20 protein-coding genes are annotated in these 17,350 nt (G+C 46.0%); 16 read left to right on the top strand and 4 right to left on the bottom strand.

Going from position 1 to position 17,350, the window contains the following annotated elements; genetic code table 11:
* Positions 1–12: 12 nt before the first annotated feature.
* Both serS and OCU35_RS05000 read left to right on the top strand, forming a co-directional pair.
* Positions 13–1,320, top strand: a complete 1,308-nt coding sequence (gene serS / locus OCU35_RS04995; protein WP_102430045.1) for a serine--tRNA ligase — start codon at positions 13–15, stop codon at positions 1,318–1,320.
* Positions 1,321–1,468: 148 nt separating this feature from the next.
* Positions 1,469–1,921 (top strand): hypothetical protein, encoded by a 453-nt coding sequence (locus OCU35_RS05000; RefSeq protein ID WP_102481358.1) that lies wholly within the window; start codon positions 1,469–1,471, stop codon positions 1,919–1,921.
* 136 nt (positions 1,922–2,057) lie between these two features.
* Here OCU35_RS05000 and bioA read toward each other — a convergent pair whose 3' ends face one another.
* Entirely contained in the window at positions 2,058–3,335 is a 1,278-nt protein-coding gene (bioA, locus tag OCU35_RS05005) for an adenosylmethionine--8-amino-7-oxononanoate transaminase (protein WP_102464075.1), read from the bottom strand.
* Positions 3,336–3,485: 150 nt separating this feature from the next.
* Here bioA and bioB point away from each other — a divergent pair, with 150 nt between their 5' ends.
* From bioB to bioD, 4 genes are read left to right on the top strand one after another with little or no spacing between them, the layout of a single operon-like run.
* On the top strand, positions 3,486–4,538 hold the full coding sequence (gene bioB, locus OCU35_RS05010) for a biotin synthase BioB (RefSeq protein WP_102321524.1): 1,053 nt from the start codon (positions 3,486–3,488) through the stop codon (positions 4,536–4,538).
* A complete protein-coding gene (locus OCU35_RS05015; protein WP_261825902.1) occupies positions 4,525–5,691 on the top strand; it encodes an 8-amino-7-oxononanoate synthase in 1,167 nt (388 codons plus the stop codon). The genes bioB and OCU35_RS05015 overlap by 14 nt, the downstream gene beginning before the upstream one ends.
* Positions 5,692–5,693: 2 nt before the next feature.
* Complete coding sequence (bioC, locus tag OCU35_RS05020) at positions 5,694–6,488, top strand: malonyl-ACP O-methyltransferase BioC (protein ID WP_102321526.1); 795 nt, start codon at positions 5,694–5,696, stop codon at positions 6,486–6,488.
* Entirely contained in the window at positions 6,485–7,162 is a 678-nt protein-coding gene (gene bioD, locus OCU35_RS05025; protein ID WP_261825759.1) for a dethiobiotin synthase, read from the top strand. Before bioC ends, bioD begins: the two co-directional genes overlap by 4 nt.
* A 69-nt stretch (positions 7,163–7,231) precedes the next feature.
* Here bioD and OCU35_RS05030 read toward each other — a convergent pair whose 3' ends face one another.
* Entirely contained in the window at positions 7,232–7,393 is a 162-nt protein-coding gene (locus OCU35_RS05030) for a hypothetical protein (protein WP_017027674.1), read from the bottom strand.
* Positions 7,394–7,703: 310 nt separating this feature from the next.
* Here OCU35_RS05030 and htpX point away from each other — a divergent pair, with 310 nt between their 5' ends.
* From htpX to OCU35_RS05080, 10 genes are all read left to right on the top strand, one after another.
* Positions 7,704–8,579 carry a protease HtpX gene (gene htpX, locus OCU35_RS05035; protein ID WP_102382451.1) on the top strand — a complete coding sequence of 292 codons (876 nt, stop codon included), beginning with the start codon at positions 7,704–7,706 and terminating at the stop codon, positions 8,577–8,579.
* 200 nt (positions 8,580–8,779) lie between these two features.
* Positions 8,780–9,202, top strand: coding sequence for a nuclear transport factor 2 family protein (locus OCU35_RS05040; protein WP_261825760.1), 423 nt, complete (start codon positions 8,780–8,782; stop codon positions 9,200–9,202).
* Positions 9,199–9,930 carry an SDR family NAD(P)-dependent oxidoreductase gene (locus OCU35_RS05045; RefSeq protein ID WP_261825761.1) on the top strand — a complete coding sequence of 244 codons (732 nt, stop codon included), beginning with the start codon at positions 9,199–9,201 and terminating at the stop codon, positions 9,928–9,930. Before OCU35_RS05040 ends, OCU35_RS05045 begins: the two co-directional genes overlap by 4 nt.
* On the top strand, positions 9,930–11,213 hold the full coding sequence (locus tag OCU35_RS05050) for an NAD(P)/FAD-dependent oxidoreductase (protein ID WP_261825762.1): 1,284 nt from the start codon (positions 9,930–9,932) through the stop codon (positions 11,211–11,213). Before OCU35_RS05045 ends, OCU35_RS05050 begins: the two co-directional genes overlap by 1 nt.
* Positions 11,210–11,944 carry a DUF1365 domain-containing protein gene (locus OCU35_RS05055; RefSeq protein ID WP_017030395.1) on the top strand — a complete coding sequence of 245 codons (735 nt, stop codon included), beginning with the start codon at positions 11,210–11,212 and terminating at the stop codon, positions 11,942–11,944. Before OCU35_RS05050 ends, OCU35_RS05055 begins: the two co-directional genes overlap by 4 nt.
* A gap of 24 nt (positions 11,945–11,968) precedes the next feature.
* The gene (locus OCU35_RS05060; protein WP_261825763.1) at positions 11,969–13,213 is read left to right on the top strand and encodes an SAM-dependent methyltransferase; all 1,245 of its coding nucleotides are present in this window, start codon (positions 11,969–11,971) and stop codon (positions 13,211–13,213) included.
* A 3-nt stretch (positions 13,214–13,216) separates the two neighbouring features.
* The gene (locus OCU35_RS05065; RefSeq protein WP_261825764.1) at positions 13,217–13,750 is read left to right on the top strand and encodes a DUF2878 domain-containing protein; all 534 of its coding nucleotides are present in this window, start codon (positions 13,217–13,219) and stop codon (positions 13,748–13,750) included.
* Positions 13,731–14,303 (top strand): chalcone isomerase family protein, encoded by a 573-nt coding sequence (locus tag OCU35_RS05070; protein WP_102539158.1) that lies wholly within the window; start codon positions 13,731–13,733, stop codon positions 14,301–14,303. Before OCU35_RS05065 ends, OCU35_RS05070 begins: the two co-directional genes overlap by 20 nt.
* On the top strand, positions 14,300–14,836 hold the full coding sequence (locus tag OCU35_RS05075) for a DUF3833 domain-containing protein (RefSeq protein ID WP_102359429.1): 537 nt from the start codon (positions 14,300–14,302) through the stop codon (positions 14,834–14,836). Before OCU35_RS05070 ends, OCU35_RS05075 begins: the two co-directional genes overlap by 4 nt.
* A 115-nt stretch (positions 14,837–14,951) precedes the next feature.
* Complete coding sequence (locus OCU35_RS05080; protein WP_017030400.1) at positions 14,952–15,776, top strand: alpha/beta fold hydrolase; 825 nt, start codon at positions 14,952–14,954, stop codon at positions 15,774–15,776.
* A 30-nt stretch (positions 15,777–15,806) separates the two neighbouring features.
* On the opposite strand, the gene OCU35_RS05085 is transcribed toward OCU35_RS05080, so the two are convergent.
* Both OCU35_RS05085 and OCU35_RS05090 read right to left on the bottom strand, forming a co-directional pair.
* Positions 15,807–16,121, bottom strand: a complete 315-nt coding sequence (locus OCU35_RS05085; RefSeq protein WP_102426916.1) for a DUF7577 domain-containing protein — start codon at positions 16,119–16,121, stop codon at positions 15,807–15,809.
* A gap of 12 nt (positions 16,122–16,133) precedes the next feature.
* Positions 16,134–16,820: a TVP38/TMEM64 family protein gene (locus OCU35_RS05090; protein ID WP_017027662.1), complete on the bottom strand. Its 687-nt coding sequence runs from the start codon at positions 16,818–16,820 to the stop codon at positions 16,134–16,136.
* Between the last annotated feature and the right edge of the window lie 530 nt (positions 16,821–17,350).

The raw sequence follows: 17,350 nt of genomic DNA on the forward strand, positions 1-17,350 counted from the left end.
GCAGGATTAGCAATGCTAGATTCTAAATTATTTCGTACAGAGCTGGACGAAACAGCAGCAAAACTAGCGCGTCGAGGCTTTACCTTAGACGTTGATACCATTCGCCAACTAGAAGAAAAGCGCAAAGCTATTCAGGTTGATGTTGAAAACTTGCAATCCTCACGTAACTCTATCTCCAAGCAAATTGGCCAAAAAATGGCAGCTGGCGATAAAGAGGGCGCTGAAGAGATCAAGAAACAGATCGGTACTCTTGGTTCTGACCTAGATGCGAAGAAAATCGAACTAGCAGAAGTTCAAGCTCAGCTAGAAGACATCACGCTGTCTGTACCTAACCTTCCAGATGATTCTGTACCAAACGGCAAAGACGAAAACGAGAACGTAGAAATTTCTCGTTGGGGCACGCCAAAAGAGTACGATTTTGAAGTAAAAGATCATGTCGATCTTGGTGAGATGGCTGGTGGTCTAGACTTTGCTAGCGCAACCAAAATCACGGGCGCACGCTTCATCGTGATGAAGGGCCAATTTGCTCGCCTTCACCGTGCTATTGCGCAGTTCATGCTGAATCTGCACACGGATGAGCACGGCTACACAGAAATGTATGTACCGTACCTAGTGAACTCAGAAAGCCTATTTGGCACAGGTCAGCTACCTAAATTTGGTGAAGACCTATTCCACACTGAGCCACTAACAGAAAAAGTGAATGACGAAGAGCCTCGTAAGCTTTCTCTTATTCCTACTGCTGAGGTTCCAGTGACTAACATGGTACGTGATACCATCGTTGATGAAGCAGACCTGCCAATCAAGATGACGGCTCACACGCCATGCTTCCGCTCTGAAGCGGGTTCTTACGGTCGTGATACACGCGGTTTGATCCGTATGCACCAGTTCGACAAGGTTGAGCTTGTTCAGATCACGCGTCCAGAAGATTCAATGAATGCTTTGGAAGAACTCACCGGTCACGCTGAGAAAGTGCTTCAGTTGCTAGAGCTTCCTTATCGTAAAGTGGTGCTTTGTACTGGCGATATGGGCTTCGGCGCTCGTAAGACTTATGACTTAGAAGTCTGGGTTCCTGCACAAAAAACGTACCGTGAAATCTCTTCTTGCTCGAACACTGCTGATTTCCAAGCACGTCGCATGCAAGCGCGTTTCCGTCGTAAGGGTGAGAAGAAGCCAGAGCTTCTGCACACACTTAATGGTTCTGGCCTAGCAGTAGGTCGTACCATGGTAGCGATCCTAGAGAACTACCAACAAGCAGATGGTCGCATTGAGATCCCTGCTGCACTTCAACCATACATGGGTGGTCAAACTCACATTGGTTAATTGCTGATTGTATGAATAGCCGGCTACTTGTTAGCCGGCTTTTTTGTGCCTAGTGAAAATGGATCTCTCTATTAAACAAATAGTAATGGATTAATTACTTTGAATATGTGTTAATGGATTGTAAATCTTTGTTTTGTAGGAGGTTCTTATGGAAGAGAAAAAACAAGGCTTGGAGTATTTTAGCACTCCCCAAAAACTATTTGTCGGTTATACCTTAGCGATTTTGGTCGATTTGACCGTACTTAATTTACTGGATGAGTTCTGGCAGTACGTCAATATTTCCTCATTTATTGTTTCGCTAGGTGCGGCGATATTGCTGCAGTTACTACTGAAGCTATCCATTGGTTTAGAGCATAAGCTAGCGAATTACTTTAAGTCTAAGCCGGGCACTGCACCTAAGGTGTATCGTGGTATCACCACCTACATTATCCTGGTGGGCTCAAAGTTCGTCATGCTTGCTGCTATAGACTTTGTGTTCGGGGATTCAGTGGTATTCAGTGGCCCATACAACGGTATCGTTGCCTTCTTCGGTGTGGTCTTTGCCATCATGATTTCAGAGGCAATTGTCGGTAAGATCTATAGAGCCCTTGGTGACGATTAACAGCATTAGATTACTTTATATAATTGCGTCATCCTGACGAAAGTCAGGACCTTAGGACGCACAATTTTAGATTCAGTAATAATTAACATCCTGGACAGTTGCTTCGCAACTTTCAGGATGACAATCGCTCGGTTAGCTATAAAAACAGCCCCTTATCTTGTACCGCGCTTTCAATAGCCTCTATCAACCTCTGCAACTCATTCGGCTTGATAATGTAGGGTGGCATAATATAAATCAGCCTGCCAAAGGGGCGTATCCACACTCCCTGCTCAACAAAGTGTGCTTGGATCTTCTCCATATTGACCGGCTTATGTGTCTCTACCACACCGATAGCACCTAGGTAACGGGTCTCCTTTACAAGCTCATAGTGCGATAACGTACACAGTGATTGAGAAAACTGCTGTTCTATGGAAGCCACTTGCTGCTTCCAAAGACCTGATTGCAGTATCTCTAAACTGGCAGAGGCTACCGCACAGGCGAGTGGGTTACCCATAAAGGTAGGCCCATGCATAAAGCACCCAGCCTCTCCTCCGCAGACAGTATTAGCAACCTTAGGTGTAGCAAGGGTTGCTGACAGGGTCATATAGCCACCGGTCAAAGCCTTACCTACACATAGAATGTCTGGCTCTATGCCAGCATGCTCTACCGCAAACATCTTTCCTGTTCGGCCGAATCCAGTGGCAATTTCATCAGCAATGAGCAAGATGCCGTAGTGGTCACACAATTCTCGCACGCGTTTTAAGTAGCTTGGATGATACAGACGCATTCCGCCTGCGCCTTGGACTACGGGCTCTAAAATGATGGCGGCTATGTCGCGATGATGAACCTCAAGGGCATCGAGCATTGGCGCTATATCGGCTTCATCCCAATCATCAAAGAAGCCACACTGAGGGGAGTCCACAAAGATGTGTTCAGGTAGAAAGCCTTTGTACAGTGAATGCATTGAGTTGTCAGGATCGGTCACCGACATCGCAGCGAAGGTATCGCCATGATAACCGTGTCGTAGGGTGAGAAACTTGGGGCGACGCTCACCTAAGGTGTGCCAGTACTGCAGTGCCATCTTGAGGCTTACTTCCACTGCCACCGAACCCGAATCAGCAAGAAAGATGTGCTGGAGATTTTTGGGTGCAAGATCGAGTAGCTTTTTCCCAAGCTCAATGGCGGGCTCATGGGTAATGCCGCCAAACATCACATGGGACATAGTATCAATTTGCTGGTGAGCCGCTGCATTTAGCTTTGGGTGTGAGTAGCCGTGTATTGCAGACCACCACGAAGACATACCGTCAATAAGCTCGGTGCCATCTTCTAATCGCAATGTAACACCCGATGCTGATGACACTGGGTAGCAGGTGAGAGGGCTCAGAGTTGAGGTGTACGGGTGCCAAAGGTGTTGCTTGTCGAAGCTTAAATCCATAAAAGAGCTCAAATTGTTCAATTAATGTTCGTTAGTAAACAAAGTTATCCTTGCTGTGTTGACAGTGTATCGCTTCAGGTTAGACTAGCCAAGCAACAGAGCATTAAAAATAATGCCGTTTAGACAATGAATTTAGAAAAGGATAACAGCGTGGAAGTTCGTCATAATTGGACAGTTGAAGAGGTCCAGACACTACTTAATCTCCCGTTTATGGATCTGTTGTATCAAGCACAGACCGTTCACCGTCAGCACCAGCAACATAACTATGTTCAAGTCAGTACATTGCTTTCCATAAAAACAGGGGCGTGCCCCGAGGATTGTAAATACTGCCCACAAAGTGCCCATTACCGCACTGACGTGGATAAAGAGCGCTTAATGGAAGTAGAGCGAGTATTAGAAGCCGCGCAGAAGGCGAAAAACTCAGGTTCTACTCGCTTTTGCATGGGCGCTGCTTGGAAGAACCCTAAAGCCCGCGATATGCCTTTGCTGACCGATATGATTAAGGGCGTGAAGTCTTTAGGTTTAGAAACCTGCATGACTCTAGGTATGTTGACGCCTGAGCAGGCATCAGAGCTTTCTACTGCAGGGCTTGATTATTACAACCACAACCTAGACACCTCGCCAGAGTATTATGGCAACATCATCACCACCAGAACCTACCAAGACCGCTTAGATACCTTGTCCCATGTGCGTGAAGCCGGAATGAAAATCTGTTCCGGAGGGATTATTGGCATGGGCGAGGGCACTGCAGATCGCGCAGGTCTATTGGCTGAATTGGCGAACTTGCCGGTTCACCCTGAGAGCGTTCCTATCAATATGCTGGTGAAAGTAAAGGGCACACCACTGCAAGACGTTGACGATGTCGACCCATTTGAGTTCATCAAACTGATTGCCATTGCTCGCATAATGATGCCTGAATCGGCTGTGCGCTTGTCGGCTGGCCGTGAAAACATGAACGAGCAAATGCAGGCGCTGTGTTTCATGGCGGGTGCTAACTCCATTTTCTATGGTTGCAAGCTTCTAACAACGCCGAATCCTGATGAAGATAGCGATATGCAGCTATTTAAAAAGTTGGGTATCAATACACTAGCAACCAGCCAGAAACCTGATCAGATCCAAGAGCATGAATTGCTCGAGCAGGTCACTGAAAGGGTGGCTGCAAGACCGACAAAAGATGATCTTTTCTACGATGCCACTGTTTGAATCGAGGATCACGAGCGCACTGCAACAAAGACGTGAACAGGGGCTACTTAGAACCCTCACCCCTGTTCATGGCGGAAATACAGCACAGGTCCAAATCGCTGAGCAGGGCTTCGTTAATTTTTCTAGTAATGATTACCTAGGGCTTGCCAATGACAACACCTTGAAAGAGGCGTGGAAAACGGCGGTGGATCGTCACGGTGTAGGCAGCGCCGCCTCGCCTATGGTGACAGGGTTTTCCTACGCACATTTGCAACTGCAAGATGCCTTATGTGACTGGCTTGGATATGAACAGGCGGTATTGTTTAATTCAGGGTTTAGTGCCAATCAAGCCGCTCTTTTTGCGTTGCTTGAAAAGGGTGATTGCTTATATCAAGACAAACTCAATCACGCATCTCTGATGGAGGCTGGCATGTTAAGCCCCGCAACCCAATACCGGTTCACTCATAACAGTACTCAGCGCTTAAGTGATCTGATTGAGCGCAATGGCTCAGGTTTAGTGGTCACTGAAGGGGTATTTAGTATGGATGGGGATAAAGCCCCACTGGCTGATATTCAAATTCAGAGCCACAAACAAAATTGCTGGCTGATGGTTGACGATGCCCATGGCATAGGGGTGTTAGGCAAGGAAGGCAAAGGCAGCTGCGCAGAGTCTTCAATAAAGCCTCAATTGCTGGTGGTGACCTTTGGTAAGGCGTTAGGCGTGCAAGGCGCAGCGATCTTGTGCAGCTCATCCATAGCCGAATATTTGCGTCAGTATGCGCGTCACTTTGTGTATTCAACGGCGATGCCACCGGCACAGGCCGCCACAGTGACTAAAGCGATACAGCTCACTCGCACTCAGCAATGGCGTCGTGACCAATTATCGGATTTACAACATACCTATTCGCGCCTGCTCGGTGACCTTCCGGGTTTTATAGAGACACAAACGCCAATCAAACCCTACTTAGCAGGCTCTGCAGACCGAGCCATGTTGATGGCAAGTTACTTGCGCCAGCAAGGGCTTTGGGCAACGGCAATTAGACCGCCCACAGTGCCAAAAGGAAAGGCCAGAATTCGAGTGACATTATCGGCCAATCATAAGCTTGAACAGATCAGCAAACTTGCTCAATCGCTAAAGCAATTTGAATGTCAGTATGCCAAGGAGGGTTGTTAGTCATGGGCTCAAATGGAGTGTTGATTGCTACGCCAGAGAAACAGGCCATTGCCAGCGCATTTGGTCGTGCAGCTTCTAACTATGACCAGCATGCTCGATTTCAAAGAGACGTGGTAGAGAAGTTACTCGAAAGGCTGCCGGCAAGCCTGATAGGTAAACAGATTCTGGATGTAGGCTGCGGTACAGGTTATCTCACCGAAAAACTACTGCAGCGAGGGGCTGAGGTTGTGGCGTTAGATCTCTCGGACAAAATGTTAGATCAGGCTAGATTACGTTGTGGAAAGCAGGTTACCTATTACTTAGGTGATGCTGAAGCTCTTCCCTTTGCTGATGATAGCTTTGATTACGTTGTCTCGAGTTTAGCGTTGCAGTGGTGCGAGGATTTAAGTGTTCCTATCCGAGAATCAAAACGCGTGTGTAAAGTGGGAGGGCATGTCTTGTTCTCTACATTGGTTGAGGGATCGCTGTATGAATTAAAGCAGGCGTGGAGCTATGTTGATCAGTATCAACATGTGAAGCAGTTTGTATCTGAAAAGGCAATAAAAATTGCGTTGGCTCAATCGAAGTGTGATGGCTCTCAAGTAGACTTGGCAAAAATGACCTATTGGTACCATAGTGCCTTTGAGCTAATGAAAGATCTAAAAGGCATAGGTGCGACTCAAATAGGTGGCCGCTCACAAGGATTAACCAAAAAAAGCTCATTGGTTAAGCTAGAGCAGGTCTATCAACAATTATTTCAGACCAATCTCAAATTACCGGCAACTTACCAAGTTTGCCTAGGGCTAATAAAGAAATGAACAAGACAATTTTCGTTGCTGGAACGGATACGGATGTAGGAAAAACGGTTGTTTCACGAGCTTTGTTGCAAGCATTTAATGCAAGAGGATTGTCGACCATCGGCTTTAAGCCTGTTGCTGCAGGCTGTGAGATGACCGCTGAGGGTGCTCGCAATTCTGATGCCTTGTATCTACAATCGGCGGCTAGTATTGAGCTTGCTTACGATGAAGTGAACCCAGTTGCGTTAATGACACCGGCATCTCCGCATATAGCGGCGAAAATCGACGATAAACCAATCGACACAGCGCCCCTTTCTGAGAAACTGCATCAGCATCAGGAAAATGCCGATTTTGTATTGGTTGAGGGTGCCGGTGGTTGGCGAGTGCCTATCGCAGACGATCGTTATCTTTCTGAATGGGTTGCCGATGAGAAGTTGCCTGTAATCTTAGTGGTAGGCGTGAAGCTAGGCTGTTTAAGTCATGCTATTTTGACTGCAGAAGCAATCAAAAACGATGGTTTAGAGGTTTTGGGCTGGGTGGCCAACCGAGTGAACCCTTGTGAAGAGCACTACCGCGACATTATTACGTTCTTAGAGTCGCAAATTGGCGCACCCAAGATTGGTGAAATTCCGTACATGCGTGGGGTTAAGAAAAAAGATCTCAGCAAATACATCAATCTTGATTCGATCATATAAACGTATTTGTGATCACTGAATACCAAAACGCCCTCTTAAAAAGAGGGCGTTTTTTCTATTCGTATCAAGCTATTTAGTGTCGCGAGCTAGTTGCGATTGCGCGTTTAATACTTGTTGCTCTACAGATTCAGCATCGGAAATGCCTAGCTCTTCGAGGGCTTCTTCTTTGCTCATTCCAAGGTGACAACGAAGTATGTCCAACGCCATTTCATGATTAGTACCATCAGCCATAACTCACTCCTTTTTTGTTAATGATTGGTTAAAAAATAAATATCTTGGCTAACATTTATACCCATTCATTGATTTAACGCAAGACACTTTGCTAAAAAAATCGTCAATTGCGAACAGAACTCTCATTTTGTCGCAAATTGTTACTGCTATTGAGTTTTCGCTTCGCGTCCACATATATAGAATGTGGTAGCAGAAACTTGCAAATCCAATTGAGATACCCCTCTGGGAACAAAGATGATCTTTCTTTGTCTACTGTCTCGGATTGGAACCATAATTACACTGTTCTAGCTTCTTACTTTGGAGAAAATGAATGAAGCGCGTAGCGTTATTTTTACTGACCAACCTTGCTGTAATTGCAGTATTGAGTGTGGTGTTAAACCTTGTTTATGCTTTTACTGGCATACAATCCGGTAGCCTATCAGGTCTACTCGTGTTGGCCGCAGTCTTTGGTTTTGGTGGCTCTTTCATTTCATTGATGATGTCAAAGAGTATGGCGCTGCGTTCTGTGGGTGGACAGGTGATAGAAAGCCCGCGCAACCAAACAGAGCACTGGCTATTAGAGACAGTTTCTCGTCAAGCACAACAGGCAGGTATTGGTATGCCAACTGTTGCCGTCTATGATTCTGCAGACATTAATGCATTCGCAACCGGTGCTAAGCGTGATGATTCATTAGTTGCGGTGTCTACGGGACTGCTAAACAGCATGACCCAAGACGAAGCTGAAGCGGTACTGGCGCACGAAGTAAGCCATATTGCTAACGGTGACATGGTCACCATGACGCTAATGCAAGGTGTAGTGAATACCTTTGTTATCTTCCTATCTCGCTTTATTGCCAACATGGTTGCCAATAACAACAGTGATGAGGGAGAAGGCGGCACTAACATGATGGTGTACTTCGGTGTGTCTATGGTACTGGAGTTAGTGTTTGGTTTCTTAGCAAGCTTCATCACCATGTGGTACAGCCGCAAGCGTGAGTTCCATGCGGATGCAGGTGCAGCGCACTTAGTAGGTAAGCATAAGATGATCGCCGCTCTTGAGCGTCTTAAAACAAGCCATGAACCTCAACTCGAGGGCTCTATGATGGCCTTTGGTATTAACGGTAAAAGCTCTCTAACAGAGCTACTTATGTCTCACCCACCGTTGGACAAACGAATTGACGCGTTGAGAAATACTCAGCAGTTCTAATTTGCTAGCAAGAATATTGATTAAAAAGCTTGGTGTAAAAACCAAGCTTTTTTTTGATCTAATGCTTTGTAAAACACGTAGTTAAGGTAAGTTTTCGCAAAATACACTACCTTTAACTAGACCCAACGAATATCAGGTTATAAAGGTTGAATAAACCAGACGGGGAGGGACGCCCTGTCACAGCCATTAGGAAATGGACGATGAACATTGATACTGTTGCAGATGTATATCAAAGTCTGAGTAAAGACACCCTACACAGTCTTACTCGAATCTATCATCAAGATGTGATTTTTGAGGACTCCGCCCATAAGCTAAACGGCTGGGATGAGCTCTCGTCTTATTTTGATAACTTGTACCAGAACGTGATTGATTGCCGATTCGATATTTTGAGTAAGCATCAAGCGGGCGATGCAGGGTTCATCATTTGGACTATGCGTTTGCGCCACCCCAAGCTAAAGGGAGGCAGTGAGGTCGCAGTGCAAGGCATCAGCCACTTGGAGTTTCGCGATGGCAAGGTGATTCATCATCGTGACTTTTTCGATATGGGAGAAATGCTCTATGAGAATCTCCCTGTGCTGGGTTCAGTGATTAAGACCATCAAAAAAAGGTTGGGGCAATCATGAACCCAATCTTGATTACCGGAGCCACCTCTGGGATAGGGCAGCAGCTTGCCAAAGATTATGCTGAGTCTGGGCAGATCGTTTATGTGTGCGGACGAAACGCTGAAAAACTGCAGGAACTCGCCTCTCTGGGTAGTCACGTAAAACCACTTCAATTTGATCTTACCGACCTTAACTCGTGTAAGGAGGCCCTTCAGGATTTGGACCCGGTTCCACATACTTGGGTGCTTAATGCTGGAGACTGTGAATACATTGATGATGGGGTAATGGATGCCGCCCTGATAAAGCGCGTATTCACCATAAATGTCATCGGACTGGCGAATGCCATCGAAGGCGTCCAGCATCACTTTACTGCAGGTCATCATCTGGTGATTGTGGGCTCTATCGCAAGCGAGATGGCACTACCTCGCGCCGAAGCCTACGGCGCGTCAAAAGCGGCGGTGAGTTATATGTCTCGCACGCTGGGCGTTGACCTCGCCCCTAAGGGCATCAAGGTAAGCACGGTATTCCCGGGCTTTGTGAAAACCCCACTCACCGACAAGAACGACTTTCCAATGCCGATGATGATTGAAGTAAACGAGGCAGCTAAGGCGGTACGAGAAGGCATAGAGTCGGGCAAAACCAACATCTATTTTCCTAAGCGTTTTACGTGGATATTGAGAATTTTGGGAAGCTTGCCGTACTCAATGCAGCATCATCTTGCCAAGACACTGATTAAGGACAAACAGTAATGAAGATAGCGATCATAGGTACAGGGATATCTGGACTCACTTGTGGATACCGCCTACATAAAGATCATGACGTAACCTTATTTGAAGCGAATGACTACATTGGTGGTCATACGGCGACGGTGGACGTTGAAGTTGAAGGTAAGCCCTATACCGTAGACACCGGATTCATCGTTTACAACGACCGTACCTACCCCAATTTCATCGAGATGATGAACGAGATAGGTGTGCGTGGAAACCCAACCGAGATGAGCTTTAGCGTACGCAACGATGGCAATGGGCTGGAATACAACGGTCATGCTCTGTCGACACTGTTTGCTCAAAAACGAAACTGGTTTAATCCCAAGTTTTACTCGTTCATTTCTGAGATCCTTCGCTTCAATAAACTTGCAAAATCCTTGGCAGGTGATGATTCACTTGAAGATCAAACGCTCGGCTCTTTTCTTGAACAACATGATTTTAGTGACTACTTCAGTGAAAACTACATCTTGCCAATGGGCGCGGCGATCTGGTCATCCACCCTTGCAGACATGCGCGTATTTCCTCTTTCTTTCTTCTTGCGCTTTTTCCTCAATCACGGCCTGCTTGATATCAAAAATAGACCGCAATGGTACGTGATAGAAGGGGGCTCTAGAGCCTATATTGAGCCGTTAACTCAAGGGTTTTCCGATAAGATCTTGCTCAATTCTCCCGTTGAAAAAGTGCAGAGAACGCCAATGGGTGTTCGATTATTAGTAAACGGCGAATGGCTGCAATTTGATCAGGTGATCTTTGCTTGCCACAGCGATCAGGCGCTGAAGATCCTAGGAGAGGAGCAAACTCAGCTAGAGACTGATGTGCTGGGGGACATGCGCTATCAAGCCAATGAAGTGGTGTTGCATACTGATACCAACCTACTACCGAAGCGAAATAAAGCGTGGGCTTCGTGGAACTACTATTTGTCCGGTGACCAAGATCAAGAGAACCGATTACCGACCCTAACCTATGATATGAATATCTTGCAGCACATTCAGTCAGAGCACACATTCTGCGTATCTCTGAACAACAGCCCGAATATTGATAAAAACAAAATCTTACGTAGCTTCATCTATCACCACCCAGTATTTACTCGAGAGTCAATTGCCGCGCAGGGGCGTAGCGAAGAGCTTCAAGGCAATAATGCTACTTGGTTCTGCGGTGCATATTGGCGCAATGGCTTTCATGAAGATGGCGTGCACAGTGCACTTCAGGTAGTGAAAGGTATTGAAGCAATGCAAGCGCGTACTCAAGAGAAAGGCGCAGCATGAACAGCGCAATTTTAGTGGGCACGGTGAGGCATAGACGCTTCTCTCCCACAGAACATGCCCTTAATTACCCGCTGTTTATGCCCAGCATCGATGTCGATGAATTCCAGTCACTGAAAAATTCAGTATGGGGATTTGGAGAAAAGTGGTGGCACTGGGCTCGCTTTAATCGTAGCGATTACGTAGGAGAGGGATGCCTAAAATCAGCGGTTCAAGATAAGGTGTTTGAGCTAACAGGAAAACGCTTTAGCGGTAAGGTGGTCGCTGTTGTCCACCTTCGTTATCTCGGCCTCTACTTCAGTCCCGTCAATTTCTACTATGTTTATGATAGTAAAGGGCAATGGCAGATGCTGTTGGCTGAGGTGAGTAATACGCCATGGAACGAGCGACACTACTATGCCATTGATGCCGATGAGGGAGAAAACGGAGAAAACTGGAAACATGATAAGGCGTTTCATGTATCGCCTTTTAATCCTGTAGAGCAGCAATATGTGTGGCGACTCAAACCACTTTCAGAAAAGTTGATGGTTCATCTAGAGTGCCACAGAGAGAACAAAGAGTTTGACGCGACTCTGTCAATGAAGGCGAGAGCCTTCAATAGTAGAAATCTTCTTAAACAATTGATCTGTACCCCGATTTTGACAGTAAAAGTACTCACAGGCATTTACTGGCACGCATTGAAGTTGTGGATTAAGAAAGTACCCATCTACCCGCATCCAGCAAAAAATAAATAATGAGAAAGCAGGAGGCTTTTCACAATGTACGATTCACAATCTTTGGTTATCGAAAAGGATCTTTCGCCTCTACAGCGGTCCGCTCGCGCGCTTCTTCTTAACCACCTACAAAAGCTGCAACATGGCAGATTAACCATCATCGAACGCTTTGAATCGCAATCTGTTTCAGAGTCTTTAGAGTTTGGTTGTGCAACTGAGAGCTTTCACGCCGCTATTGAAATATCCCATCCGGATTTTTATTCTCGAATGCTAAGCGGTGGCAGTATTGCTGCGGCAGAAGCGTATATGGATGGATGGTGGGACAGTAGCGACCTTACCGCAGTGATGAAGTTGATGGCACTAAATCTCAACTCTCTCGATAACATGAACAGCAAGCAAAGCCTTTTCAAAAGAGCGGCATATAAGGTGGGTCACTGGCTAAACAGAAATACTCACATCAATTCTAAGAAAAATATTGGGGCACACTACGACTTGGGCAATGAGCTCTACACGCGTTTTCTAGACAATAACATGCTCTACTCTGCGGCGGTCTACAACAACAGCTCAGACACCTTAGAGCAAGCTCAAATCAATAAAATGGACAGGCTTTGTCAGCAATTGAAGTTGCAGTCGGGTGATACGGTCATTGAAATTGGTACGGGTTGGGGCGGTATGGCGATATACATGGCCAAAACCTATGGCTGTCATGTCACGACCACCACTATTTCAGAAGAGCAGTTTGCCTACGCAGCACAAAAAGTGCAGGAGCAAGGGCTGTCTGATCAAGTTACTCTTTTGAAGCAGGATTACCGAGACCTTGAGGGTCAGTTCGATAAACTGGTGTCCATTGAGATGATCGAAGCGGTGGGGAGAGAGTTCTTACCTTCTTACATCGACAAGTGTCAGAGCCTTCTTAAACCTGGCGGGCTTATGGCGATTCAGGCGATCACCATTGCCGATCAACGTTTTGAATCGTACAGCAAGGGCGTTGATTTTATCCAAAAATACATATTCCCTGGCGGCTTCCTCCCTTCAGTTACCCACTTATTGCAACAAACCACTAAACATAGCCAGTTGGTTTTGCATGATCTCCATGACATAGGGATGGATTACGCCAAGACCCTTCGCGAGTGGCTGCATCGTTTTAACCTGTCTGAAAAAGAGTTAGCAAGCTTTGGTTATGATGAACGCTTCATGCGTATGTGGCGCTATTACCTGTGCTACTGCGAAGGCGGTTTTCTCGCCCAACGCATCAGTACCGTTCACCTAACATTTCGCAACCCAAAGTAACTGATGATGGATAAGGGGCTTCTGGTTAAATCCATATGGTTTCAAAGCCTGTGGTTCCTTGCTGTCATTGGCAGAGAGAACGCCTTTTTTCTATTGCTCCTTACTGTGGGAGCAACGCTTGTTTATTCGGTGAAGAAACAAGAGATCAACCTTGCTTGGTTATCGGCGTTTGTTATATCCGGCATCATCTTGGATACCTTTCATGGCCTTATCGGCTTGTTCTTGTTTCCACAGGCATGGATTCCAGCCTGGCTGATGTTGTTGTGGGTGATTTTTATATGGTATGCCTACCAAATGAAAACAGTTTTGACCCGTTTCCCTCTCTCTATCGTAAGTATGGTAGGAGCGCTCGGAGCAGCCGGCAGTTATTTTGCAGGGTTGAAACTAGGTGCGGTGCAATGGCCATATTCTGACGGACTGACTTTCGTTGTTCTGACCATAGAATGGTTCTTACTTTTTGCACTGATCATCTACTCCCTTAAAGCGTTGGATAAACGAGGAAAGGGACATAACCATCATGAGACTCATCACACTTAAAGCCTTGTTGCTAACCAGCTTAACATCATTTGGAGCAGTAGCCTCTGAGGTACAAGACAATTCCAACAACATCGACGTTGTTAATGGATGGACTCATTGGCCGACGGTGGGCTCAGCTGATCTTAACTTTATGTTCTTTGATGTGTATACCTCGGAGCTTCGTGCACCCGACGGTGTTTATACTGTAGACAATGACATCACGCCTCACCCTATTGCGTTGGCTATCACCTACGAGCGAAACATTTCCAAGAAGCATCTTCTTAAAGAAACCAAGAAACAATGGCTTCATCTTGGCTACTCTCCGACGGATTCTGAACAATGGACCGAGAGGCTAGATGCTATCTATCCAGATGTAGCTACAGGAGAACAACTGGTGTATATCACAGACGGGCAAACAGGTTCGTTTCTATACATTACGCAAGACGGTGCCACTCAGCTTCGCGGCACCATTACCAATGAGGCTTTGAATGATGCCTTTCTTGCTATCTGGCTTTCTCCAAATACCGAATATCCTAAGCATCGTCAGCAACTGATAGGGATGAATCAACGATGATCTCTCGAAAGGTTAAAGCGTTTTTAGCACTTATAGGCGTTCTTCATATCATGGGCTGTAGCGCTGACCTTAGTGATTACCAACAGGACGGCCCTAAATTCGACCTGTTTGGCTACTTTGAAGGCAGCGTTACTGCCTGGGGAATGGTGCAAGACCGCAGTGGCAAGCAAACCCGTCGTTTTGAAGTTGATTTGAACGGAAGCGTTGAGGGAAACGTGCTAACCCTGAACGAGGATTTTGTGTTTGATGATGGTGAAGAATCGACACGTATTTGGGTCATTACTCGTCTAGAGGATGGAACCTACGAGGGCAGGGCTGATGACATCATAGGTGTTGCCAGCGGTGAAGAGGTGGGTAATGCGCTTCGCTGGACCTATGATTTTGAGCTGCCTCGCGGTGACTCAACGGTTGTGGTGGGTTTTGATGACTGGCTTTACCGCCAAGACGAGAAGCATCTGTTTAATTTAACTTCCATCAGGAAATTCGGTATTGAGTTCGGCACGTTAACGCTCTTTTTCCAACGTAATGATTAGGCCTAACTTGTGCAGCAGATCACCGTTTGTTACAAATTGCGCCGGCTGATGCGCCAGTGTTGTGATTGATTATGATACTATTGAGCCACTATAGGCTTTATTTACAAAGTGATTAATGACTGCAATAGCTGAATCTAACCCACTCTTATTTCATAAAACTTACCATCATCCTGACTCTAAGGAATGGGTGGTGTTTGTGCATGGTGCAGGTGGCAGTTCTTCTATTTGGTTTAAGCAAATCAAAGCCTACAAAGAGCACTTCAACATTCTGCTTATTGACCTTCGTGGTCATGGCAAATCCAATACCCTATTTCAAGACATCATTAGCAAACGCTACACCTTCGAGACCGTGACTAAAGACATTGTAAATGTCTTGGATCATTTGAAGATTAAGTCAGCACACTTTGTTGGTATGTCACTCGGGACCATTATTGTGCGTACCTTGGCGGAGATGGCGTCAGAGCGCGTTAAGTCTATGGTGTTGGGGGGCGCGGTAACACGCTTTGATACCCGTTCACAGATTTTGGTAAAACTAGGGGGCTTGTTTAAGAACATCATCCCTTATATGTGGCTATATAGCCTGTTTGCCTGGATCGTGATGCCACAGAAAGGTCAGGTTGAGTCTCGTTTAATGTTCGTTCGTGAAGCGAGAAAGTTATGCCAAAAAGAGTTTAAACGTTGGTTTAAGCTAGCGGCTGACGTTAACCCGGTTATGCGCTATTTCAAAGACAAAGAACTCGATATTCCAACACTCTATTTGATGGGCGATAAGGACTACATGTTCATTAAGCCAGTTAAAGAGATGGTGTCTGTTCATCAAAACAGCCAATTGGTTGAGATTGAGGACTGCGGCCATGTGTGCAATGTGGAGCGCCCTCAAGAGTTTAATCAGAAGTCTATTGCCTTTATCCAATCTATGGTTAACACCAAACCAGCATAGGTGTGTTGATTTGAGTTAGTTACTACCTAGCTAACTCATAGAACTGCCACACTGCCAACACAAGGCAAATTGCCCTTCGTTGACTTCTCCACATTCAGCGCAGCGCCACTCGCTATTTTTTGAATGACTTCCCTTACGCTCAAACTCGGCAATCACTTCTTTCGCTTGTTCTTGCTTATGATGGTCAATTAGCCAAAGATAGGGCAGGCTAGAATCGTCCATTGGAAGCTCGCCTTGCAGGCCAAACATACCCTCACCACGCACTTCAACCTGAATGTTGTGACTAAGCAAAAGCTCACAAAGTATGTGAGCTTGTGGGGGATTTTGCGCGACAAATAGTTTCATTGTATTCCTCAGTTATGCCGTGCTTGAGCCGTTCTGCGGACGGATTTTGCCCATAACCCATTTAGCTATCAGCGGGAATAGCCCTAACAATGCGAATGAAGCTAATACGGTGGGTGAAACGATACCTGACAAGCTATCTATCTCTGCTAATTGTGTACCCGCATTCAGATACACCATAGTCCCTGCAAGCATGCCTAACTGGCTGAATACATAAAACTTAGCGATAGAAATGGGAGTGAGTCCCATAAGCAAGTTGATCAAGAAGAATGGGAACACAGGGATAAGACGCAAAGAGAATAGATAGAACGCACCGTCTTTTTCGACCCCTTTGTTGATGGTCTCTAATTTCGAGCCAAACTTCGCTTGAACCCAATCGCGCAGTAAGTAACGACTACTCAAAAACGCCAAGGTAGCGCCAATGGTGCTAGCAAAAGATACCAACAATAAGCTACTCCAAAAGCCAAACAGGGCGGCACCTAACAGCGTCACCACGGCAGCGCCAGGAATAGAAAAGGCGGTAATGAACACATAACCAATAAAATACAGAGCAGCAGAAAGCACGAAGTTTTCTTCGATTTGAGCGTTCAATGCCAGTTGTTGTGCTTTGGCATTTTCTAGGGTCAGATATTGACCAAAATTCGCACCAAGTAACACGATAGCAACCACTAAAATTAGCCCGATTATCAATTTCTTATTCATGATTCTGCCCTTATCATCCTGAGTAAGTATAGAGACACGACGAGCAATAAAAAACTTTCAAATTAATTATTTTAAGGTGAGAAGGTGGTGCTTGTATTAAGTCGTGTGCGTATGCTCGTTGCTCGCGAGTGAATTTGACCATCGATCTTCCCGTCGTTCCCGAGTGCTTTTATCGGGAACCTGAAGAGTTCCGGAGGTAGCAGACCCTCGATAGGAGCGCTCGAGGGTGACGTGTTTGGTTACTGTAGGGTGCTCTGTTTTGACACTGAGCGTACTCAAATTACAGTACAAACGCACCATCCAAACCCCTCGTCGTTCCCGATCGCTTCTATCGGAAACCTGAAGAGTTCCGCAGAGAGTAGACCCTCGATAGAAGCACTCGAGGGTGACGTGTTTGGGGGTTCTGAGTGCTTTGTTTTGATACTGAGCGGACTCAAATGACAGCACAAACGCACCATCCAAAACACACCGTCGTTCCCGAGCCTTTTATCGGGAACCTGAAGAACTACCGATGTAGTAGACCCTCGATA

Source organism: Vibrio breoganii (assembly GCF_024346795.1).
Lineage (GTDB): Bacteria > Pseudomonadota > Gammaproteobacteria > Enterobacterales > Vibrionaceae > Vibrio > Vibrio breoganii.